The 21,892-nt window shown below is 74.3% G+C and carries 19 protein-coding genes and 1 pseudogene; 18 read left to right on the plus strand and 2 right to left on the minus strand.

The features are described 5' to 3' along the window. Positions 1-27: 27 nt before the first annotated feature. The 8 genes from Sfr03f_RS28430 (at position 28) to Sfr03f_RS28465 (ending at position 8,930) form a co-directional block, all read left to right on the plus strand. Positions 28-1,161, plus strand: a complete 1,134-nt coding sequence (locus Sfr03f_RS28430) for a quinone-dependent dihydroorotate dehydrogenase (protein ID WP_108957085.1) — start codon at positions 28-30, stop codon at positions 1,159-1,161. Then, entirely contained in the window at positions 1,158-2,000 is an 843-nt protein-coding gene (pyrF, locus tag Sfr03f_RS28435) for an orotidine-5'-phosphate decarboxylase (protein ID WP_108957086.1), read from the plus strand. The genes Sfr03f_RS28430 and pyrF overlap by 4 nt, the downstream gene beginning before the upstream one ends. Positions 2,001-2,321: 321 nt before the next feature. Beyond that, positions 2,322-2,645, plus strand: coding sequence for an integration host factor (locus Sfr03f_RS28440; protein ID WP_108957087.1), 324 nt, complete (start codon positions 2,322-2,324; stop codon positions 2,643-2,645). 37 nt (positions 2,646-2,682) lie between these two features. Then, entirely contained in the window at positions 2,683-3,279 is a 597-nt protein-coding gene (gene gmk / locus Sfr03f_RS28445) for a guanylate kinase (protein ID WP_108957088.1), read from the plus strand. Positions 3,280-3,532: 253 nt separating this feature from the next. Next, the gene (gene rpoZ / locus Sfr03f_RS28450; protein WP_108957089.1) at positions 3,533-3,817 is read left to right on the plus strand and encodes a DNA-directed RNA polymerase subunit omega; all 285 of its coding nucleotides are present in this window, start codon (positions 3,533-3,535) and stop codon (positions 3,815-3,817) included. A gap of 155 nt (positions 3,818-3,972) precedes the next feature. Next, positions 3,973-5,202 carry a bifunctional phosphopantothenoylcysteine decarboxylase/phosphopantothenate--cysteine ligase CoaBC gene (gene coaBC / locus Sfr03f_RS28455; RefSeq protein ID WP_245967811.1) on the plus strand — a complete coding sequence of 410 codons (1,230 nt, stop codon included), beginning with the start codon at positions 3,973-3,975 and terminating at the stop codon, positions 5,200-5,202. A 190-nt stretch (positions 5,203-5,392) separates the two neighbouring features. Then, positions 5,393-6,601: a methionine adenosyltransferase gene (gene metK, locus Sfr03f_RS28460; RefSeq protein ID WP_108957090.1), complete on the plus strand. Its 1,209-nt coding sequence runs from the start codon at positions 5,393-5,395 to the stop codon at positions 6,599-6,601. Positions 6,602-6,770: 169 nt separating this feature from the next. Further along, the gene (locus Sfr03f_RS28465; RefSeq protein ID WP_108957091.1) at positions 6,771-8,930 is read left to right on the plus strand and encodes a primosomal protein N'; all 2,160 of its coding nucleotides are present in this window, start codon (positions 6,771-6,773) and stop codon (positions 8,928-8,930) included. Positions 8,931-9,105: 175 nt separating this feature from the next. Here Sfr03f_RS28465 and Sfr03f_RS28470 read toward each other — a convergent pair whose 3' ends face one another. Further along, on the minus strand, positions 9,106-9,597 hold the full coding sequence (locus Sfr03f_RS28470; protein ID WP_108957092.1) for a hypothetical protein: 492 nt from the start codon (positions 9,595-9,597) through the stop codon (positions 9,106-9,108). Between the two features lie 297 nt (positions 9,598-9,894). Between Sfr03f_RS28470 and fmt the strand changes: the two genes are divergently transcribed. The 10 genes and pseudogenes from fmt (at position 9,895) to Sfr03f_RS28520 (ending at position 21,072) form a co-directional block, all read left to right on the plus strand. Further along, positions 9,895-10,827, plus strand: coding sequence for a methionyl-tRNA formyltransferase (gene fmt / locus Sfr03f_RS28475; RefSeq protein ID WP_108957093.1), 933 nt, complete (start codon positions 9,895-9,897; stop codon positions 10,825-10,827). Positions 10,828-10,992: 165 nt separating this feature from the next. Continuing rightward, positions 10,993-12,423 carry an RsmB/NOP family class I SAM-dependent RNA methyltransferase gene (locus Sfr03f_RS28480; RefSeq protein WP_108957094.1) on the plus strand — a complete coding sequence of 477 codons (1,431 nt, stop codon included), beginning with the start codon at positions 10,993-10,995 and terminating at the stop codon, positions 12,421-12,423. A 109-nt stretch (positions 12,424-12,532) separates the two neighbouring features. Next, positions 12,533-13,219, plus strand: a complete 687-nt coding sequence (gene rpe, locus Sfr03f_RS28485; RefSeq protein WP_108957141.1) for a ribulose-phosphate 3-epimerase — start codon at positions 12,533-12,535, stop codon at positions 13,217-13,219. A 113-nt stretch (positions 13,220-13,332) separates the two neighbouring features. After that, on the plus strand, positions 13,333-14,376 hold the full coding sequence (locus Sfr03f_RS28490; RefSeq protein ID WP_108957095.1) for a sugar-binding transcriptional regulator: 1,044 nt from the start codon (positions 13,333-13,335) through the stop codon (positions 14,374-14,376). A 192-nt stretch (positions 14,377-14,568) separates the two neighbouring features. After that, entirely contained in the window at positions 14,569-14,832 is a 264-nt protein-coding gene (locus Sfr03f_RS28495) for a helix-turn-helix domain-containing protein (protein ID WP_108957096.1), read from the plus strand. Positions 14,833-14,957: 125 nt separating this feature from the next. Next, entirely contained in the window at positions 14,958-16,400 is a 1,443-nt protein-coding gene (locus Sfr03f_RS28500) for a GuaB1 family IMP dehydrogenase-related protein (RefSeq protein WP_108957097.1), read from the plus strand. A 47-nt stretch (positions 16,401-16,447) separates the two neighbouring features. Further along, complete coding sequence (locus Sfr03f_RS28505; RefSeq protein WP_108957098.1) at positions 16,448-16,912, plus strand: Lrp/AsnC family transcriptional regulator; 465 nt, start codon at positions 16,448-16,450, stop codon at positions 16,910-16,912. Positions 16,913-16,977: 65 nt separating this feature from the next. Continuing rightward, entirely contained in the window at positions 16,978-18,273 is a 1,296-nt protein-coding gene (locus Sfr03f_RS28510) for an MFS transporter (RefSeq protein WP_245967812.1), read from the plus strand. Positions 18,274-18,428: 155 nt separating this feature from the next. Further along, positions 18,429-19,211: pseudogene (locus Sfr03f_RS28515) on the plus strand (carbon-nitrogen hydrolase family protein); the annotation flags it as partial. A 163-nt stretch (positions 19,212-19,374) separates the two neighbouring features. After that, positions 19,375-21,072, plus strand: a complete 1,698-nt coding sequence (locus tag Sfr03f_RS28520; RefSeq protein WP_108957100.1) for a flavin monoamine oxidase family protein — start codon at positions 19,375-19,377, stop codon at positions 21,070-21,072. Between the two features lie 59 nt (positions 21,073-21,131). Here the strand turns inward: Sfr03f_RS28520 and Sfr03f_RS28525 are convergent, their stop codons facing one another. Further along, complete coding sequence (locus tag Sfr03f_RS28525; protein WP_108957101.1) at positions 21,132-21,833, minus strand: DUF5995 family protein; 702 nt, start codon at positions 21,831-21,833, stop codon at positions 21,132-21,134. Between the last annotated feature and the right edge of the window lie 59 nt (positions 21,834-21,892).

The following is a 21,892-nucleotide window of genomic DNA, read 5'->3' on the forward strand; positions in this document are numbered from 1 at the left end:
TCCCCCTCCTCATGAGGAGCCCTTTTCATGTACAAGCTGTTCTTCCGCCTCGTGTTCCGCCGCATGGACCCCGAGGCCGCCCACCACCTCGCCTTCCGCTGGATCCGCGTCGCCGCCCGGATCCCCGTGCTGCGCACCTTCCTCGCCGCCTGGCTCGCCCCGCGTCACACCGAGCTGCGCACCGAGGCCCTCGGCCTGCGGATGCACGGCCCGTTCGGCCTGGCCGCCGGCTTCGACAAGAACGCCGTCGCCATCGACGGCATGGCCATGCTCGGCTTCGACCACGTCGAGATCGGCACCGTCACCGGCGAGGCGCAGCCCGGCAACCCGCGCAAGCGCCTCTTCCGCCTGGTGGCGGACCGCGCGCTGATCAACCGGATGGGCTTCAACAACGACGGCTCCGCCGCCGTCGCCGCCCGCCTGGCCGCCCGCAGGCCCGTCTTCACGCCGGTCGTCGGCGTCAACATCGGCAAGACCAAGGTGGTCCCCGAGGAGGAGGCCGCCGCCGACTACGTGAAGTCCGCCGAGCGGCTCGCCCGCCACGCCGACTACCTGGTCGTCAACGTCTCCTCGCCCAACACCCCGGGCCTGCGCAACCTCCAGGCCACCGAGGCGCTGCGCCCGCTGCTGACCGCCGTCCGGGAGGCCGCCGACCGCGCGGTGACCGGCCGCCGCGTGCCGCTGCTGGTGAAGATCGCCCCCGACCTCGCCGACGAGGACGTGGACGCCGTCGCCGACCTGGCCGTCGAACTGGGCCTGGACGGGATCATCGCCACCAACACCACCATCGCCCGCGCCGGACTCGGCCTGCGTTCCTCGCCCGCCCAGGTGCAGGAGGCCGGCGGCCTGTCCGGCGCCCCGCTCAAGGCGCGCTCGCTCGAGGTGCTGCGCCGCCTCTACGCCCGCGTCGGCGACCGGATCACCCTGGTCGGCGTCGGCGGCGTCGAGACCGCCGAGGACGCCTGGCAGCGCATCCTGGCCGGCGCCACCCTGGTGCAGGGCTACAGCGCCTTCATCTACGAGGGCCCCCTGTGGGCCCGCGCGATCCACAAGGGCCTGGCCCAGCGCCTGCGCCAGAGCCCCTACGCCACCCTCGCCGACGCGGTCGGCGCCGACGTCCGCAAGGACGCGAGGAACGCACGGAAGGGGAACGCCGCATGAGCCACCTCGAACCCTTCGGCGCACGTCTGCGCCGCGCGATGGACGAGCGCGGGCCGCTGTGCGTCGGCATCGACCCGCACGCCTCCCTGCTCGGCTCCTGGGGCCTGGCCGACGACGTCGCCGGGCTGGAGCGCTTCAGCCGCACCGTGGTCGAGGCGCTCGCCGACCGGGTCGCCGTGCTCAAGCCGCAGATCGCCTTCTTCGAACGCTTCGGCTCCCGCGGCCTCGCGGTGCTGGAGAGGTCCGTGGAGGAGGCCCGGGCGGCCGGCGCCCTGGTCGTGATGGACGCCAAGCGCGGTGACATCGGCTCCACCATGGCCGCCTACGCGGAGTCGTTCCTGCGCAAGGACGCCCCGCTCTTCTCCGACGCGCTCACCGTCTCCCCGTACCTCGGCTACGGCTCTCTGAAGCCGGCCGTGGACCTGGCCCGCGAGAGCGGGACCGGACTGTTCGTGCTGGCGCTCACCTCCAACCCGGAGGGCGGCGAGGTGCAGCACGCGGTGCGCGAGGACGGCCGCCGGGTCGGCGCGACGATGCTGGCCCACCTGGCCGCGGAGAACGCGGGGGAGGAGCCGCTGGGCTCCTTCGGCGCGGTGGTCGGCGCCACGCTGGGCGACCTGTCCTCCTACGACCTCGACGTCAACGGGCCGCTGCTGGCCCCGGGGATCGGCGCCCAGGGCGCGACCCCTGCCGACCTCCCGCGCGTCTTCGGCGCGGCGGTGCGCAACGTGGTCCCCAACGTCTCCCGCGCGGTGCTGGGCGAGGGCCCGGATCCGGCGGCGCTGCGGGACGCGGCCGAGCGGTACGCCGACGAGGTCCGCACGGCCGCCGAAGGCTGACAGGGCACGCCGAAGGACGGCGCGGGCGCCGGTGAAGCGGGTCCGCGACGGGGAAGGCCCCCCGTCGCGGACCCGCTTCATCCGTATCTCCGCCCTCCGGCACGCGAAACCGCTCCGGTTTGTCGTAAATGTCGGCCGCTATCGAGCCGCTCCTGAGTCTGACCAGGACTTTTCCGTCGTTCTCGCTGACTCTCGCTGCCCGGACCGCTAGTCTCCGACCAGAGCCACAGGCCAACTGCGGTGTGTGGCTCACCGGGTGTGGGGCAAGCGAGTTCCTCACCGGTCCGTATCCGACAGTTCGACATCCGAGGTGACGTAGGCGTGGCTCTTCCGCCCCTTACCCCCGAACAGCGCGCAGCCGCGCTCGAAAAGGCCGCCGCGGCTCGCCGGGAGCGGGCCGAGGTCAAGAATCGACTCAAGCACTCCGGCGCCTCCCTTCACGAGGTCATCAAGCAGGGCCAGGAGAACGACGTCATCGGCAAGATGAAGGTCTCCGCCCTGCTCGAGTCGCTGCCGGGCGTCGGCAAGGTCCGCGCCAAGCAGATCATGGAGCGACTCGGGATCTCCGAGAGCCGCCGGGTGCGTGGCCTTGGCTCCAACCAGATCGCCTCCCTGGAGCGGGAGTTCGGCGGCAGCGCCTCCTGAGTCCCGGACCACCCGGGATTACTGGAATAATCGGCGCATGGCTGCAACACCCCGGGGGACGACCACCCCCGTCCCCCAGGACGTACGTCCGCGTCTGACCGTGCTCTCCGGCCCCTCCGGGGTCGGCAAGAGCACGGTCGTCGCCCATATGCGCAACGAGCACCCCGACGTGTGGCTCTCCGTCTCGGCGACCACCCGCAAGCCCCGCCCGGGCGAGCAGGACGGTGTCCACTACTTCTTCGTCACCGACGAGGAGATGGACAAGATGATCGCCAACGGCGAGCTGCTGGAATGGGCAGAGTTCGCGGGAAACCGCTACGGCACCCCGCGGGGCGCCGTGATGGAGCGGCTCGAGGCGGGCAAGCCCGTGCTCCTGGAGATCGACCTCCAGGGCGCCCGCCTGGTGCGCGAGTCCATGCCCCAGGCCCAGCTGGTGTTCCTCGCGCCGCCGTCCTGGGACGAGCTGGTGCGCCGGCTCACCGGGCGGGGCACCGAGTCGCCCGAGGTGATCGAGCGCCGGCTGCAGGCCGCCAAGGTGGAACTGGCCGCCGAGCCGGAGTTCGACGTCACGCTGGTCAACACCTCCGTGGACGCCGTGGCGCGGGAGCTCCTGACGCTGATGGGCACCGTCTGACGGACCCTCGCGGCCCCTCGTGCGCGGGGCCGTCGCGGGGTACGCTGCGCGGATCGTCCGGCCGCGAAGCTATACTCCGGGGTGTCGGCCGAAAACGCATGCCACCACGCGCGGGCCGGCAGCGACAGGTCACGGACCTGTCCGGCGGTCGGGAGGACCGTCGCAGGGCGGGCCCGGTGCCCGCCGATCCCGCCGGAGCGATCCGGGCGGGACAGCTCCCAGATCTCATTCATCCTTATCGGAAGGTCAGAGCGTGTCCTCTTCCATGACCGCGCCCGAGGGCATCATCAACCCGCCGATCGACGAGCTCCTCGAGGCGACCGACTCGAAGTACAGCCTGGTGATCTACGCGGCCAAGCGTGCCCGCCAGATCAACGCGTACTACTCGCAGCTCGGTGAGGGCCTCCTCGAGTACGTGGGCCCGCTCGTCGACACCCACGTCCACGAGAAGCCCCTCTCGATCGCCCTGCGCGAGATCAACGCCGGTCTGCTCACCTCCGAGGCCGTCGACGGCCCGGCGACGGACCCGACGCGCTGACTCGCCGGCTCCCGCGGAGCCACGTGTTTTCATCGGCCACAGGCCCGGCAGCGAGCTGCCGGGCCTGTGGTCTGCCCGGGCCGCCTCCCGAGGCGACCGCCGGCCCTGCGTAGGCTCGGAACCGGCACAGGTAGGCACTTCAGGGGAGAGACACGGTGGACACGACGGTGCACGAGACGGACGGCCGGCCCCGGATCGTCCTGGGCGTCAGCGGCGGCATCGCCGCCTACAAGGCGTGTGAGCTGCTGCGGCGGTTCACCGAGTCCGGCCACGACGTCAGGGTGGTGCCCACCGCCTCGGCCCTGCAGTTCGTCGGCGCGCCCACCTGGTCCGCGCTCTCCGGCAACCCGGTCTCCGCCGAGGTGTGGGAGTCCGTCCACGAGGTGCCGCACGTGCGCATCGGGCAGGCCGCCGACCTGGTCGTGGTGGCCCCCGCCACCGCCGACATGCTGGCCAAGGCGGCCCACGGCCTCGCCGACGACCTGCTCACCAACACCCTCCTCACCGCCCGCTGCCCGGTGGTCTTCGCCCCCGCCATGCACACCGAGATGTGGGAGCACCCGGCCACCCAGGAGAACGTGGCCACCCTGCGCCGCCGCGGCGCCGTGGTGGTCGAGCCGGCCGTGGGCCGCCTGACCGGCGTCGACACCGGCAAGGGCCGCTTCCCCGACCCGGTCGAGATCTACGAGCTCTGCCGCCGCGTGCTCACCCGCGGACCGGCTCCGGCCGACCTGGCCGGACGCCACGTGGTGATCAGCGCGGGCGGCACCCGCGAGCCGCTGGACCCGGTCCGCTTCCTCGGCAACCGGTCCTCCGGCAAGCAGGGCTACGCCCTGGCCCGCACCGCCGCCGCCCGCGGCGCCCGGGTCACCCTGGTCTCCGCCAACGCGGCCCTGCCCGACCCGGCGGGCGTGGACGTGGTCCGCGTGGGCACCGCCGTGGAGCTGCGCGAGGCCGTGGTGGCGGCCGCCCGGGACGCCGACGCCGTGGTCATGTCCGCCGCCGTCGCCGACTTCCGCCCGGCCGTGTACGCCGAGGGGAAGATCAAGAAGAAGGACGGCCAGGAGCCCGAGCCGGTCGCCCTGGTGCGCAACCCCGACGTGCTTGCGGAGATCTCCGCCGGGCGTGCCCGCCCCGGCCAGGTCGTGGTCGGCTTCGCCGCCGAGACCCACGACGTGGTCGCCAACGGCCGGGCCAAGCTGAAGCGCAAGGGCTGCGACCTCCTGGTGGTCAACCAGGTCGGGGAGAACCTGACCTTCGGGTCCGAGGAGAACGAGGCCCTGGTCCTCGGCGCCGACGGCAGCGAGACGCCGGTGCCGCGCGGCCCCAAGGAGGACCTGGCCGACACCGTCTGGGACCTGGTCGCCGGACGTCTCGCACCGTGATCCGCACCCGGGCGCGCGCGGGGCGTGATGTGCCGGATGTTGCGGTCCGTCCTGGCCCCTTCCGCCCGTAGGGTGAGATCGATGGCCCGCCAAACGGGCAACACCTACTAGACTGTGCCGGACGTCCGGGCGCAGCCCCGCGTCGTCGCCCAAGATTCAGCCAGCAGCCGCTGCAAACCCAGGGAGCGTTGTGTCCCGTCGCCTGTTCACCTCGGAGTCCGTGACCGAAGGTCACCCCGACAAGATCGCTGACCAGATCAGCGACACCATTCTCGACGCGCTCCTGCGCGAGGACCCGACCTCCCGTGTCGCGGTCGAGACGCTGATCACCACCGGCCTGGTGCACGTCGCCGGCGAGGTCACCACCAAGGCCTACGCCCCGATCCCGCAGCTGGTGCGCGACAAGATCCTCGAGATCGGGTACGACTCCTCCAAGAAGGGCTTCGACGGGGCCTCCTGCGGCGTGTCGGTCTCCATCGGCTCGCAGTCCGCCGACATCGCCCAGGGCGTCGACGCGGCCTACGAGGCGCGCGTCGAGGGTGACGACGACGAGCTCGACAGGCAGGGCGCCGGCGACCAGGGCCTGATGTTCGGCTACGCCTCCGACGAGACGCCGACCCTGATGCCGCTGCCGGTCTTCCTGGCGCACCGCCTCTCCAAGCGCCTGTCCGACGTGCGCAAGAACGGGACCATCCCCTACCTGCGCCCCGACGGCAAGACCCAGGTCACCATCGAGTACGACGGCGACAAGGCGGTCCGCCTGGACACCGTGGTCGTCTCCTCGCAGCACGCCTCGGACATCGACCTCGACTCGCTGCTCACCCCGGACATCCGCGAGTACGTGGTGGAGCCGGAGCTGCAGGCGCTCTCCGACGACGGCATCAAGCTGGAGACCGAGGGCTACCGCCTGCTGGTCAACCCGACCGGCCGCTTCGAGATCGGCGGCCCGATGGGTGACGCCGGCCTCACCGGCCGCAAGATCATCATCGACACCTACGGCGGCATGGCCCGCCACGGCGGCGGCGCCTTCTCGGGCAAGGACCCCTCCAAGGTCGACCGCTCCGCCGCGTACGCGATGCGCTGGGTGGCCAAGAACGTCGTCGCCGCCGGGCTCGCCGCGCGCTGCGAGGTCCAGGTCGCCTACGCGATCGGCAAGGCCGAGCCGGTGGGTCTGTTCGTCGAGACCTTCGGCACCGAGAAGGTCGACGTGGAGAAGATCCAGGCCGCCATCACCGAGGTCTTCGACCTGCGGCCGGCCGCGATCATCCGCGACCTCGACCTGCTGCGGCCGATCTACGCCCAGACGGCCGCGTACGGCCACTTCGGCCGTGAGCTGCCCGACTTCACCTGGGAGCGCACGGACCGCGTCGAGGAGCTCAAGAAGGCCGCGGGCGCCTGAGTCCGCCCCCGCTGTCCGTGCCGAGGCCCGGCCGCCCCTTCGGGGAGCGGCCGGGCCTCGGCCGTCCCGCGCGTCCACAGGGCCAGGGCACCGGCGCGGCCGGCCGGCTGGCCGGCGGGCGGGCGGCCGGGCACCGCACGGTGTCCGAGGCCGGTGGAACAATGACGGCGTGAGCAGCGAAGAGACTCCCCGGGAGGGCGGCGCGAACGGCGCGCCGCCCGAGCAGCTCGCGCTCATCCGGGCGGGCGTCCGCGAGGGCAAGGAGAAGGCGCCCAAGGCCAAGCCGAGGACATGGCGCGGCGCGCCCGTCGCCGAGCACCTCCCCGTGGCGCGCGTCCTCGTCGACAAGGGCGTCCTGCACCTCGACCGCTACTTCGACTACGCCGTCCCCGCCGACCTGGACGCCGACGCCCGTCCCGGGGTCCGGGTGCGGGTCCGCTTCGGCGCGGGCCGGGGCCGCGTGCGCGGCGGGCGCCGCGAGGGCGGCGGGCTGGTGGACGGCTTCATCGTCGAGCGGCTCGCCGAGTCCGACTACAGCGGCCCGCTCGCCGCCCTCGCCCAGGTCGTCTCGCCGGAGCCGGTGCTCGGCCCCGACCTGCTGGCGCTCTGCCGGGCCGTCGCCGACCGCTACGCCGGCAGCCTCGCCGACGTGCTGCAGCTCGCCGTCCCGCCGCGCAACGCCACCGCCGAGCGCGCCCCCTCGCCCGATCCGCTGCCGCCGCCCGCCGCGCCCGCCCCCGGCTCCTGGAGCCGCTACGAGCAGGGCCCCGCGTTCCTGGAGAGCCTGGCCCTCGGCGGCTCCCCGCGGGCGGTGTGGAACGCGCTGCCGGGCCCCGGCTGGAGCGAGGAGATCGCCCGCGCGGTGGCCGCCGCGCTGGCCTCCGGGCGCGGCGCGCTGGTCGTCGTCCCCGACGGGCGCGTCGCCGCCCGGGTCGACGCCGCGCTCACCACCGTGCTGGGCGAGGGCCGCCACGTCCTGCTGACCGCCGACGCCGGCCCCGAGAAGCGCTACCGCCAGTGGCTGGCGGTGCGGCGCGGCTCGGTGCGCGCGGTCGTCGGCACCCGCGCCGCCATGTTCGCGCCGGTCCGCGACCTCGGCCTGGTGGTGGTCTGGGACGACGGCGACGACAGCCACAGCGAGCCGCACGCCCCCCAGCCGCACGCCCGGGAGGTGCTCGAACTGCGGGCCGCCCACGCCCACTGCGGGTTCCTGCTGGGGGCGTGGAGCACCACGGTGGAGGCCGCGCAGCTGGTGGAGAGCGGCTGGGCGCGGCCGCTGGTCGCCGGGCGGGCGCTGGTGCGGGCCGCCGCACCGCTGGTGCGGACCGTCGGCGACCACGATCTCGCCCGGGACGAGGCGGCGCGCAGCGCCCGGCTGCCCACCCTGGCCTGGCAGGTCGCCCGCGAGGGCCTGCGCAGCGGGCCGGTGCTGGTGCAGGTGCCGCGGCGCGGCTACGTGCCCCGGCTGGCCTGCGCGAACTGCCGGACGCCCGCCCGCTGCCGGCACTGCGCGGGACCACTGGAAGGTCAGGACGAGACACGCCTGGCGTGTGCCTGGTGCGGGCGGGCCGAGCCCGAGTGGCACTGCCCGGAGTGCGGGGCGCTGCGGCTGCGGGCCAGCGTGGTCGGGGCGCGGCGGACCGCCGAGGAACTGGGACGGGCCTTTCCCTCGGTGCCGGTGCGCACCTCGGGACGGGAGCAGGTGCTGGACACGGTGCCGGGGAGTCCGGCCCTGGTGGTCTCCACGCCCGGGGCCGAACCGGTCGCCGAGGGCGGCTACGCGGCCGCGCTGCTGCTCGACGGCTGGGCGATGCTGGGGCGGCAGGACCTGCGCTCCGACGAGCAGGCGCTGCGGCGGTGGATCGCGGCGGCCGCGCTGGTGCGGGGGCAGGAGGCCGGGGGGACGGTCGTCGTCGTCGCCGAGCCGACGCTGCGGCCGGTGCAGGCACTGGTGCGGTGGGATCCCGTGGGGCACGCGCTGCGGGAGCTGTCGGAGCGGGCGGAGCTCGGGTTCCCGCCGGTGTCGCGGATGGCCGCGGTGTCCGGGCCGCCGGAGGCGGTGGCGGAGTTCCTCTCGGCCGCGGAGCTGCCGGCGGAGGCGGAGGTGCTGGGTCCCGTGCCGCTGCCGGTGACGCCCGCGGGGCGGGCTGGGGCGGCCCGCCGGGGAGCGCCGCCGCCGGGAGAGATCTGGGAGCGGGCCCTCGTGCGGGTCCCGCCCGGGCGGGGGGCCGCGCTGGCCGCCGCCCTCAAGTCCGCGCAGGCCGCCCGCATGGCCCGCGGCGGCGCCACCCCCGTCCGCCTGCGCATCGACCCCCCGGACATCGGCTGACCCGTACCCAGGGGTGTCGCCGTGCCCTCCGCGGGACCTCCGCCGCACGCCGCCGAGGCCGCACGCCTCTGTGGGACCGCCGCCGAGGCGGCACGCCCCCGCGGCCGCCGTCGCCCCTGGGCTGCCCGGCCGCCCGCAGGGACGGGCAGGCACAGCCGCCCGCAGCGGGAGGCCCTCAGGTGCCGTTGCGGGGGGAGGGGAAGGGCGTGGGGCGGTCGGGGAGGGGCTGGCGGGCCGCGGGGACCGTGGGGAGGTCCCCCGGGGCGGCGGGCGGCTGCTGCCGGGACTGCCGCTCGGCCTCGGCGGCCGCCTGCTGCGCCGCCCTGCGCGCCCCGTACCGCCGGTGCACCGCCTGCTTGGTGACCCCCAGCGCGGACCCCACCGCGTCCCACGAGAACCCCAGCGACCGGTCGAAGTCGACCGCCGCCGTGACCAGCGTCTCGACACTGTCGCGCAGCTCCTGCGCGAGACGGACCGTCGGCGCCGGCGCCCGCCCGTAGACGACGAAGCCGGCGGAGGAACCCGTACGGCGCGGGCGGTAGACGTTCCCGAGCTGGGCGGTGAGCGTGCGCAACGCGTCCACCTGCCGGCGGACCCGCTCGATGTCCCGTACCAGCAGGTGCAGGCTGGCCCGAGCCTGGGCGTCGTGGGTTGCGTGGTCGGCCATGAACAAGCCTCTCGAACCGGCGATGAAAGGATCGGCCGCGACGAAGGCGGCCCGCTGTGGTCAACTCTCCTTTGACCAACGCGCCCGACCCCCGGGGGGTCACGGTCGTGGGGGCGCTCGGCACCCGCCGCGCGCCCTGGGGCGAGCGCACGCGCGGCCGCTCCCGCCGCGTCGCCCCGGATGCCCCGGTACGCCCACGGACGCCCGAGGACGCCACGGGGGCGAGCCGTGACGCCCCGTGGCCTCCTAGACTGGTGCGCCGCCCGCATCCCCGCCCCGAGAGGCCCTGACCCACCCATGAAGCTCGTCTTCGCAGGCACCCCCGAGGTCGCCCTCCCCGCCCTGGACGCACTGATCGCCTCCGGGCGGCACGAGGTGGCCGCCGTCGTCACCCGCCCCGACGCGCCCTCCGGACGGGGCCGCCGGCTGGTGGCGAGCCCGGTGGCCGAGCGGGCCCAGGAGGCGGGCATCGAGGTGCTCAGGCCCGCCACCCCGCGCGACGAGGCCTTCCTGGCCCGGCTGCGCGAGATCGCCCCCGACTGCTGCCCGGTGGTGGCCTACGGCGCCCTGCTGCCCCGCGTCGCCCTCGACGTCCCCGCCCACGGCTGGGTCAACCTGCACTTCTCGCTGCTCCCCGCCTGGCGCGGCGCCGCCCCCGTGCAGCACGCCGTGATGGCGGGCGACGAGATGACCGGCGCGTCCACCTTCCTGATCGAGGAGGGCCTGGACTCCGGCCCCGTCTACGGCACCGTCACCGAGCCGGTCCGTCCCACCGACACCGCGGGCGACCTGCTCACCCGCCTGTCACTGGCCGGCGCCGGCCTGCTGGCCGCCACCATGGACGGCATCGAGGACGGCGCCCTCGAGCCCGTGCCGCAGCCCGCCGACGGCGTCAGCCTCGCACCGAAGATCACCGTGGACGACGCACGCGTCGACTGGGCCGCGCCCGCCCTGCGGGTGGACCGGGTGGTGCGCGGCTGCAACCCCGCCCCCGGCGCCTGGACCACCTTCCGCGGCGAGCGCCTGAAGCTCACCCAGGTCACCCCCGTCCCCGACCGCACCGACCTGGCGCCCGGCGAGATCGCGGCGGCCAAGAACAACGTCCACGTCGGCACCGGCTCGCACGCCGTGGAGCTGGTGTGGCTCCGGCCCCAGGGCAAGAAGCCCATGCGCGCCGCCGACTGGGCCCGCGGCGTGCGGATCGCCGCCGGGGAGACCCTGGGCGGCTGAGACGGGCGGCGGGGGAGACAGCAGGCGGCCGGGACGGGCGGCGGCGGAGACCCCGGCGGCCGGGACGGGCCGCCGGGGGAGCGGGGCGCGGCGGGCCGCGGGTCCGCGGGCCGTAGTCTGGGGACGTACCACCTTCTCGATGACCCGATCCGGAGCACCTTTTTCGTGAGCGACCCCTCCCGCCGCCCCCGCAGGCCCGCCAAGCCGTACCGCCGGCCCCAGAAGGACCCGGTCCGCGTCCTCGCCTTCGAGGCGCTGCGCGCCGTCGACGAGCGGGACGCGTACGCCAACCTGGTCCTGCCGCCGCTGCTGCGCAAGGCCCGCGAGAAGGAGGGCTTCGACGGCCGCGACGCCGCCCTCGCCACCGAGCTCGTCTACGGCACGCTGCGCCGCCAGGGCACCTACGACGCGATCATCGCGGACTGCGTCGACCGGCCGCTGCGCGAGGTGGACCCGCCGGTGCTCGACGTGCTGTCGCTCGGCGCGCACCAGCTGCTGGGCACCCGGATCCCGCCGCACGCGGCGGTCTCCGCCACCGTGGAGCTGGCCCGCGTGGTGCTCGGCGACGGCCGCGCCAAGTTCGTCAACGCCGTGCTGCGCAAGATCGCCCGGCACGACCTCGACGGCTGGCTGGAGCAGGTCGCCCCGCCCTACGACGAGGACCCGGAGGACCACCTCGCCGTGGTCCACTCCCACCCCCGCTGGGTGGTCTCCGCGCTGTGGGACTCGCTGGGCGGCGGCCGGGCCGGCGTCGAGGAGCTGCTGGCCGCGGACAACGAGCGGCCCGAGGTGACCCTGGTGGCGCGCCCCGGGCGGGCCACCGCGGCCGAGCTGCTGGAGTCGCTGGAGGAGGAGGCCGCCGCGCCGGGGCGCTGGTCCCCGTACGCGGTGCGGCTCACCGAGGGCGGCGAGCCCGGGGCGGTGGAGGCCGTGCGCGAGGGCCGCGCGGGCGTCCAGGACGAGGGCAGCCAGCTGGTCGCCCTGGCGCTGGCCAACGCGCCGCTGGAGGGCCCCGACAAGGCGTGGCTGGACGGCTGCGCGGGCCCCGGCGGCAAGGCGGCGCTGCTCGCCGGGCTGGCCGCCGAGCGCGGCGCCGTGCTGCTCGCCTCCGAGAAGCAGCCCCACCGGGCCGGCCTGGTCGCCCGGGCGCTGGAGGGCAACCCCGGCCCGTACCAGGTGATCGCCGCCGACGGGACGCGCCCGCCGTGGCGTCCCGGCTCGTTCGACCGCGTCCTGATGGACGTGCCGTGCACCGGTCTGGGCGCGCTGCGGCGCCGCCCGGAGGCCCGCTGGCGCCGGCGGCCCGAGGACCTCGACGGCTTCGCCCCGCTGCAGCGGGCGCTGCTGCGCACCGCGCTGGAATCGGTCCGGGTCGGCGGGGTCGTCGGCTACGTGACCTGCTCCCCGCACCTCGCGGAGACCCGCGCCGTCGTCGACGACGTGCTCAAGCAGCACGCCGGCGAGGCCGAACTCCTCGACGCGCGGCCCCTGTTGCCGGGTGTGGCCGACCTCGGGGAAGGGCCCGACGTCCAGCTCTGGCCGCACCTGCACGGCACCGACGCGATGTATCTGGCGCTGCTGCGCCGCCTCGCGTAACGACCGCACCCGGGGCGCGCCCCCGACCGTGCCCGGAGACCGGCCCCGGGCGGAAAGTGGAAGGCCCCCGGATGCCGCCCGGGGGCCCGCTCCATGGCAGGCTGTGGGCATGGCCGTGCAGATCAACCCGAGCATCCTGTCCGCCGACTTCGCGCGCCTCGCCGACGAGGCGAAGGCGGTCGCCGGAGCCGACTGGCTCCACGTCGACGTGATGGACAACCACTTCGTGCCCAACTTGACCCTCGGCGTGCCGGTGGTCGAGTCCCTGGCGCGGGCGACGGACACCCCGCTGGACTGTCACCTGATGATCGAGCAGCCCGACCGCTGGGCCCCGCAGTACGTGGAGGCCGGCGCCGGGTCCGTCACCTTCCACGTCGAGGCCGCCGCCGCGCCGGTGCGCCTCGCCCGCGAGATCCGCGCCAAGGGCGCCCGCGCCTCCATGGCGCTGCGCCCGGCCACGCCGATCGAGCCCTACGAGGACCTGCTCCCCGAGCTCGACATGCTGCTGATCATGACGGTCGAGCCCGGCTTCGGCGGCCAGGCATTCCTGGACATCATGCTGCCCAAGATCCGCCGCACCCGTGAGCTCATCACCAAGCACGGCCTGGAGCTCTGGCTGCAGATCGACGGCGGTGTCTCGGAGTCCACCATCGAGCGCTGCGCCGAGGCGGGCGCCGACGTGTTCGTGGCCGGTTCCGCGGTGTACAGCGCCGAGGACCCGGCCGAGGCGGTGCGGGCGCTGCGCGCCAAGGCGCAGGCGGCGACCGCCTCCGCGTCCTGGGCGTGCGCCCACTGAACCGCACCCGCCGCCCAGCGCCCGGCAGATGCCGGGCCAACGGAATGTGAACGACGCCGATCAAGGCGGATCCGCCCTGCCGCATCTGCGAGGATGGACGGCAGGTCCAAGATGTGAACAGCAGTGAGGAGAGCGCCGTGTCGGGTATGTCGGCGGGCCGGTCAGCCATGCGGATGGGTCCCGCTGAGCTGGTGCAGGCGGCGGCCATGGCCCGCCGCTTCTACCTCGAGGGCAAGTCCAAGATCCAGATCGCCGAGGAGTTCGGCGTGAGCCGCTTCAAGGTGGCGCGGGTGCTGGAGACCGCCCTCGAGAGGGACCTCGTGCGGATCGAGATCCGTGTCCCGGCCGAACTGGACGCGGAGCGCTCCGACGCGCTCCGGGCCCGGTACGGCCTGCGGCACGCCGTCGTGGTCGAGTCCCCCGCGGAGGCCCAGGACTCCCCGGACCCGGAGAACCTCGGCGAGGTCGCCGCGGACCTCCTCGGCGAGCTCATCGACGAGGGGGACGTCCTGGGTCTGGCGTGGGGCAGGTCCACCATCCACATGGCGGCGGCGCTGAGCAAGCTGCCGCAGTGCACGGTGGTGCAGCTGACCGGCGTCTACGACGCCGGAACCGCCGAGCGCGGCTCGGTGGAGGCGGTGCGCCGCGCCGCCCAGGTGTCGGGCGGCGACGCCCACCCCATCTACGCGCCGATGCTGCTGCCCGACGTGGCCACCGCGGCCGCGCTGCGCAACCAGACGGGCATCGCGCGGGCCTTCGAGTACTTCGACAAGGTCACCGTCGCCTGCGTCTCGATCGGTTCCTGGGACCCCGGCGTCTCCACGGTGCACGACATGCTCAGCGACGAGGAGCGGGAGCACTACGCCTCGCTGGGCGTCGCGGCGGAGATGTCGGCGCACCTGTTCGACGCGCAGGGCCGGCGGGTCGGCCGCGACCTGGGCGAGCGGTGCATCACGGTGAAGGCGGAGCAGCTGCGCCGCATCCCCGAGGTGGTCGCCATCGCCGGCGGCGCGCGCAAGGGCTCCGCCATCGACGCGGTGCTGCGCTCGGGGCTGGTCACCAGCCTGGTGACCGACACGTCGGCCGCCGACTACCTGCTGACCGCGGGTCCGACGCCGGCTCCCGCTCTCAACCGGGCCGACCCCGACGGCGTCTGACGCCCTCACGGTCCCGCCCCCGTGCCGCTCCGGACGGCCCGCGCCCCAGGCGCGGGCCGTCCGGCGTCCTCCCGGCGGCGGCTTTCGGCCAACCCTGCGCGGAAGACGCCGCCCGTGTTGTGCGGTCATGAACATGATCGCAAAATGGCCGGGTCGCCGGGACCGGGACCGCCGCGCGAGAGGGGACAGCGGATGGAAGCGCACGGAGCCGAAACCGGAAGCCTCGACCTGCAGATCCTGGGCATGCTGCTCGAGGGATGCACCGACGCCACCGTCGCCCTGCGGCTGGGCATCGGGCAGCGGACCGTGCAGCGCCGCATCCGGCAGATGATGGACGCGGCGGGCGTCAACACCCGCATCCAGCTCGGCTGGCACGCCAGGGAACGCTTCCCCCACCTGCGCCGCCGCCGCACCGCCCGCGGCCCGCACGGCATTGGTAGGAAGATACAAGGCTGAAGATCGCACTTCCGGACGTTCTGTGGCTGGTTCTGCCCGCATCCGCCGGGGGAAACTGAAGTACGTGCCTTTTTCCCTCGGCGGTCCTCGCCGCAGGGCCGTATCTGTTCTTTCGGGATGTGCACGTGCGATTCCTCAACGACGTCCAGCCGACGTACGACCTCACCTACGACGACGTCTTCATGGTTCCGAGCCGCTCCTCCGTCGGCTCCCGTCAGGCCGTCGACCTCTCCGCTCCGGACGGCACCGGCACCACGGTCCCGCTGGTCGTCGCCAACATGACCGCCGTCGCGGGACGCCGCATGGCCGAGACCGTCGCCCGCCGGGGCGGGCTCGTGGTCATCCCGCAGGACATCCCGATCGAGGTCGTCACCGAGGTCGTCGGCTGGGTCAAGAGCCGCCACCTGGTGCTCGACACGCCGATCGTGCTCTCGCCGCACCAGACCGTCGCCGACGCGCTCTCGCTGCTGCCCAAGCGGGCCCACAACGCCGGCGTGGTCGTCGACGAGGACTACAAGCCGGTCGGCGTCGTCACCGACCGCGACCTCTCCGGCGTCGACCGCTTCACCCAGCTCGCCCAGGTCATGTCCCGTGACCTCCTGCTGCTGGACGCGGACATCGACCCCCGTGAGGCGTTCAACACCCTCGACCACGCCAACCGCCGCTACGCCCCCGCCGTTCACGCCGACGGCCGCCTGGCGGGCATCCTCACCCGCAAGGGCGCGCTGCGCGCCACCCTGTACACCCCCGCCGTCGACGCCCAGGGCCGGCTGCGCATCGCCGCGGCCGTCGGCATCAACGGGGACGTGGCGGGCAAGGCCAAGCAGCTGCTCGACGCCGGGATCGACACCCTGGTCATCGACACCGCGCACGGCCACCAGGAGTCGATGATCAACGCCGTCCGCACCGTCCGGGCGCTCGACCCCCAGGTGCCGATCGTCGCGGGCAACATCGTCTCCGCGCAGGGCGTGCGCGACCTGATCGAGGCGGGCGCCGACATCGTCAAGGTGGGCGTGGGCCCGGGCGCCATGTGCACCACCCGGATGATGACCGGCGTGGGACGCCCGCAGTTCTCCGCCGTCCTGGAGTGCGCCGCCGAGGCGAAGAAGCACGGCAAGCACGTCTGGGCCGACGGCGGCGTCCGTCACCCGCGCGACGTGGCGATGGCCCTGGCGGCCGGGGCCTCCAACGTGATGATCGGCTCCTGGTTCGCCGGCACCTACGAGTCCCCGGGCGACCTCCAGCAGGCCCCCGACGGGCGCTACTACAAGGAGTCCTTCGGCATGGCCTCCGCCCGCGCGGTCGCCAACCGCACCTCGGAGGAGTCCGCGTACGACCGCGCCCGCAAGGGCCTGTTCGAGGAGGGCATTTCGACCTCGCGGATGTTCCTCGACCCGCAGCGGCCGGGCGTGGAGGACCTCATCGACTCCGTCGTCGCGGGCGTCCGCTCCTCCTGCACCTACGCGGGCGCGGGCGACCTGGCGGAGTTCGCCGACAAGGCCGTCGTCGGCGTCCAGAGCGCCGCCGGCTACGCCGAGGGCAAGCCGCTGCACGCCAGCTGGAGCTAATCTGTTCTACTGCCCGTACCACCCCGTACGGAAGTGACCTTCGCACCTTGCTGAACGAGCTCGACGAACGCATCGTGCGCGCCCTCGCCGAGGACGCGCGCCGGTCCTACGCCGACATCGGCCAGACGGTCGGCCTGTCCGCCCCCGCCGTGAAACGGCGGGTGGACCGGCTGCGGGCGACCGGAGTGATCACCGGGTTCACGGTCCGCGTGGACCCGGCGGCGCTCGGCTGGGCCACCGAGGGCCTGGTGGAGGTCTACTGCCGCGGCAACACCTCGCCGGAGACCATCCGGCGCGGGCTCGAGCGCTATCCCGAGGTCGTGTCCGCCTCCACCGTCACCGGGGAGGCGGACGCGGTCGTCCAGGTGTTCGCCGCGGACATGCGCCACTTCGAGCAGGTGCTGGAGCGGATCGCGGGGGAGCCGTTCGTCGAGCGGACCAAGTCCGTGCTCGTGCTCTCCCCGCTTCTGCGGCGCTTCTCCGGCGGATCCGGACTACCCTCGACGGTATGAAGCGCCGACGACATTGACCTGACTCCGCCACCGCGACGGCCGGCACGCGCCGTCTGACGGCGGCTTTGTACGGCTACTCCTTCCTGGGCGACTGCGTCGCCCTGTACCCGGTGTACGCGCTGCTCTTCGCCGACACCGGGCTGTCCACGGGACAGATCTCCACGCTCTTCGCCCTCTGGTCCCTGACCGGAGTCCTCGCCGAGGCGCCCTCCGGTGTGCTGGCCGACGCGTGGTCCCGGCGCGCCCTGCTGCGCGCCGGTCCGCTGCTGACGGCGGCCGGTTTCGCCCTGTGGGTCCTGGCGCCCTCCTTCTGGTCGTTCGCCGCCGGCTTCGTGCTGTGGGGCCTGGGCGGTTCGTTCTCCTCCGGCGCCCTGGAGGCGCTGGTCCACGACGAACTCGAGCGGGCGGGTGCGGTGCGGACCTACCCGGCGGTCATGGGCCGCGCCCGCACCGCCGAAGTGCTCGGCGTCGTCGTCTCGATGGCCGCGGCCGGTCCGCTCCTGCGGGCGGGCGGCTTCGCGCTGGTCGGCGCGGCGTCGGTGGCGGCGTGCCTGCTGACGGCGGTGGCGGCGCACGCGATGCCGGAGGGGCTACGGGAGCCGGACGCGTCCGGCGGGGACGGCGTGACCGGGGATGGTGGCACCGGGGACGGCGTGACCGCGCATGGTGGCACCGGAGACGGCGGGACCGCGAGCGGCGCGGCCGGGGAGCGGGGTTCCGAGGAGGACGGCGGGACCACGAGCAGCGGGGCCGGGGAGTGGGGTTCCGGGGAGGACGGCGGGGCCCGGGTCCGGCTGCGGCGGTGGCCGGTGGGCGCGGTGCTGCTGGTGCCGGCGGTGGCCGGCGTATGGGGCGCGCTCGACGAGTACACACCGCTGCTGATCCGTGAGGCGGGGGCGGGTGACGGCGAGGCGTCCTGGTACCTGCTGGTGATCTGGGCGGGCGCGGCGGCCGGCGGACTGCTGGCGGCACCCGTGGAGCGCCGGTTCGGACCGGGGAGCCGGGGGCGCGGACGCGGGCGACGGGGACTGGCAGTGCTGCTGCTCGCCTCCGCCGGGCTGCTGGCGGCGGGCGCGGCGTGCGGCTCGCCACCGGGGACGGCGGCGCTGGTGGGGGCCGCCTTCGCCGGGTTCCAGCTGGCGACGGTGCTGGCGGACGCGGCGCTGCAGGCGGCGATCCGGGGGCCGGGACGGGCGACCGTCACCTCCGTCGCGGGGATGGGCACCGACCTCGCCGTGATCGTGACCTACGCGGCCTACGGCGTCCTCTCCCTGTCGCACGGTGGCACCTTCGCCCTCCTCGCCACCGCCTACGCGGTCCCCGCCGCCCTGCTGCTCCTCCACCGCCGGTCCGTGCGGTGAAGGGCGCAACGAATCGCCGGGACGGGCGGGGAACACGCAACGTTTCGGGCGGTTGTCCGCAACGGATGCGTATTGTCCGCCCCGAGCCGCGGACCGTACTGTCGTGGGCGCGGCGAAACCGCAGCTCACCCCACCTTCCCGTCGGAGACCCCGTCATGCGCACCGCCCTGCTCCAAAGCTCCGGCCGCCCCGGCGAGGTCGACGCGAACCTGCGTGCCCTCGAGGCCGCGGCCGCCCGCGCCGCCCGCGCGGGGGCGGAGCTGATCGCAGCGCCGGAGATGTTCCTGACCGGCTACGCGATCGGCGACGACGTCCCGCGGCTGGCCGAGCCCGCCGACGGCCCGTCGGCCCGGGCCCTCGCCGCCGTCGCGGCCCGCCACGGCATCGCGATCGCCTACGGCTACCCGGAGCGCGACGGCGCGCACGTGTACAACTCCGTGCAGTTGATCTCCGCGGCCGGCACCCCGCTGGCCAACTACCGCAAGACGCACCTCTACGGCGACTTCGAACGCGCCCACTTCACCCCCGGCGACACCCCCGTCGTCCAGGCCCGCCTCGGCTCGCTCACCGTGGGGTTGCTGATCTGCTACGACGTGGAGTTCCCGGAGAACACCCGGGGCCACGCGCTGGCCGGCACCGACCTCCTCCTGGTGCCCACCGCCCTGATGCACCCGTACCGGTTCGTGGCCGACTCCGTGGTCCCGGTGCGGGCGTTCGAGAACCAGATGTACGTCGCGTACGTCAACCGCACCGGTTCGGAGGGGGAGTTCCGGTTCGTCGGGCTCTCGACGGTGGCCGCCCCGGACGGCGTCGTCACGGCCCGGGCCGGTGAGGACGAGGAACTGCTCCTGGCCGACCTCGACCCGCTGCTCCCGGCCGCCTCGCGCAAGGTCAACCCCTATCTTGAGGACCGCCGCCCCGGCCTCTACGGCTCCCTGGCCACGACCGCCACGATCGCCGAGCCCGCCACGATCGCCGAGCCCGCCGGGACCGCCGAGCGCACCGGCACCGTCTGATCCACCCGCGCCGCCGCACCGCCGCCGCCCTGCCGCACCTCCCCGCCCCCGCCCCGTCAGCAGCATCCACAGGAGTCCGCACCCGATGACGTCCACCGTGCCCACCGCCGTCCCGCACCCCGGTGACGGGCTGCCCCCGGTCACCATGTTCGGCCCGGACTTCCCCTACGCCTACGACGACTACCTCGCCCACCCGGCGGGGCTCGGCCAGGTGCCCGCCACCGAGCACGGCACCGAGGTCGCCGTCATCGGCGGCGGTCTGTCCGGCCTGGTCACCGCCTACGAGCTGATGAAGATGGGCCTCAAGCCCGTCGTCTACGAGGCGGACCAGCTCGGCGGACGCCTGCGCACCGTCGGCTTCGACGGCTGCGACCCCGACCTGACGGCGGAACTCGGCGCGATGCGCTTCCCGCCCAGCTCCACCGCGCTCCAGCACTACATCGACCTGGTCGGCCTGGAGACCAAGCCGTTCCCCAACCCGCTGGCCCCCTGCACCCCCTCGACGGTGGTCGACCTCAAGGGCGAGTCGCACTACGCGGAGTCGGCCGAGGACCTGCCCGAGGTGTACCGCCGGGTCGCCGACGCCTGGGCCCGGTGCCTGGAGGAGGGCGCGGACTTCTCCGACATGAACCGCGCCATCCGCGAGCGCGACGTCCCGCGCATCCGCGAGGTCTGGGCCCGCTTGGTCGAGAAGCTCGACAACCAGACCTTCTACGGCTTCCTCTGCGACTCCCCGGCCTTCTCCTCCTTCCGCGACCGGGAGATCTTCGGCCAGGTCGGCTTCGGCACCGGCGGCTGGGACACCGACTTCCCCAACTCCATCCTGGAGATCCTCCGCGTCGTCTACACCGAGGCCGACGACCACCACCGCGGCATCGTCGGCGGCTCCCAGCAGCTGCCGCTGCGGCTGTGGGAACGGGAGCCGCAGAAGATCGTCCACTGGCCCCACGGCACCTCGCTGAGCTCCCTGCACCCGGCCGGCGAGCCCCGCCCCGCGGTCACCCGGCTGCACCGCACGGCCGGCAACCGGATCACCGTCACCGACGCGGACGGCGACATCCGCACCTACCGGGCGGCGGTGTTCACCGCCCAGTCCTGGATGCTGCTCTCCAAGATCCAGTGCGACGACGCCCTGCTGCCGATCGACCACTGGACCGCCGTCGAGCGCACCCACTACATGGAGTCCAGCAAGCTGTTCGTGCCGGTGGACCGGCCGTTCTGGCGCGACAAGGACCCGCAGACCGGCCGCGACCTGATGTCGATGACCCTCACCGACCGGATGACCCGCGGCACCTACCTGCTGGACAACGGCCCGGACGGCCAGGCGGCCATCTGCCTCTCCTACACCTGGTGCGACGACAGCCTCAAGTGGCTGCCGCTGTCCGCCCACGAGCGGATGGAGGTCATGCTGAAGTCGCTCGGCGAGATCTATCCGAACCTCGACATCCGCAGCCACATCGTGGGCAACCCGGTCACCGTCTCCTGGGAGAACGAGCCCTACTTCATGGGCGCGTTCAAGGCCAACCTGCCCGGTCACTACCGGTACCAGCGCCGCCTGTTCACCCACTTCGTGCAGGACCGGCTGCCCGAGGACCGGCGTGGCCTGTTCCTCGCGGGCGACGACATCTCCTGGACGGCCGGCTGGGCCGAGGGCGCCGTCCAGACCGCGCTCAACGCGGTGTGGGGCGTGATGCGTCACCTCGGCGGCGAGACCGACCCGACCAACCCCGGCCCGGGCGACGTCTTCGACGAGATCGCCCCGGTCGAGCTCCCGGAGGACTGAGCGGCGGCCGAGGGGCCAGGCGGCGGCGCGGTCAGCGGTCAGCGGTCAGCGGTCAGCGGTCAGCGGTCGAGCGGGGTGAGGAGCATCCGGCCCACCACCCCCACGGCCGCGTCCAGCCGCTCGGTGAACTCCCCGGCCAGCTCCGGCGTCCGCCGCAGCGCCCACAGGGCCCGGGCCATCGACCAGGTGGTGTCCCGGGCCCGCTCCAGGCTCCACGCGCCCGCCAGGTGCGTCAGCGGGTCGGCGACCTGGAACAGGTCCGGCCCCGGCATCAACTCCTCGCGCACCCGCTCCTCCAGCGAGGCGAGGAGGTCGCCGACCCGCTCGAACTCGTCCTCCAGGTCGGCCGGCCGGCAGCCCACCGCCCGGCAGGTGTCCACCACGGCTAGCACCAGGTCGTGCCCGATGTGCGCGTTGATGCCCGCCAGCGCGAACTGGACCGGCCGCACGCCCGGATGACCGCGCAGCCGGAACAGCGGGCGCCAGCAGGCCGGCAGCCGGCCGCCGCTGCGGTCGGTTTCGGCGACCGCCAGGTAGCGCTCGGCGAACAGCGTGCCGAGCGCGGCGGCCGACCGGCGGTCGGGGAAGCGGCCGTCGCCGAGCAGTTCGGCGAACTCCGCGGTCACCGTCAGGTACACCCGGTTGAAGACGGCGACGCCGTCCCGCGGGTGCAGCGAGCCGTCCAGCGCGCGCAGCCGTTCGAGCACGGCGTCAACCGCGCGTACCGGTGCGCAGCCCACCGTGTCAAAGGGGGGCGACATTTTCGTCATCCGGGCCATGGGAGCAGGGTCGCAGTCCTAGGCTGACCGCGAGGTCGCCG

Origin of the sequence: Streptomyces fragilis, from assembly GCF_003112515.1 — a bacterium.
Classification (GTDB): domain Bacteria; phylum Actinomycetota; class Actinomycetes; order Streptomycetales; family Streptomycetaceae; genus Streptomyces; species Streptomyces fragilis.

Excerpts from the sequence above, each read along its gene's own strand:
- Sfr03f_RS28430 (WP_108957085.1), top strand. The coding sequence starts at position 28 with ATGTACAAGCTGTTCTTCCGCCTCGTGTTCCGCCGCATGGACCCCGAG.
- pyrF (WP_108957086.1), top strand. The coding sequence starts at position 1,158 with ATGAGCCACCTCGAACCCTTCGGCGCACGTCTGCGCCGCGCGATGGAC.
- gmk (WP_108957088.1), top strand. The coding sequence starts at position 2,683 with ATGGCTGCAACACCCCGGGGGACGACCACCCCCGTCCCCCAGGACGTA.
- Sfr03f_RS28470 (WP_108957092.1), bottom strand. The coding sequence starts at position 9,597 with ATGGCCGACCACGCAACCCACGACGCCCAGGCTCGGGCCAGCCTGCAC.
- fmt (WP_108957093.1), top strand. The coding sequence starts at position 9,895 with ATGAAGCTCGTCTTCGCAGGCACCCCCGAGGTCGCCCTCCCCGCCCTG.
- rpe (WP_108957141.1), top strand. The coding sequence starts at position 12,533 with ATGGCCGTGCAGATCAACCCGAGCATCCTGTCCGCCGACTTCGCGCGC.
- Sfr03f_RS28495 (WP_108957096.1), top strand. The coding sequence starts at position 14,569 with ATGGAAGCGCACGGAGCCGAAACCGGAAGCCTCGACCTGCAGATCCTG.
- Sfr03f_RS28520 (WP_108957100.1), top strand. The coding sequence starts at position 19,375 with ATGACGTCCACCGTGCCCACCGCCGTCCCGCACCCCGGTGACGGGCTG.
- Sfr03f_RS28525 (WP_108957101.1), bottom strand. The coding sequence starts at position 21,833 with ATGTCGCCCCCCTTTGACACGGTGGGCTGCGCACCGGTACGCGCGGTT.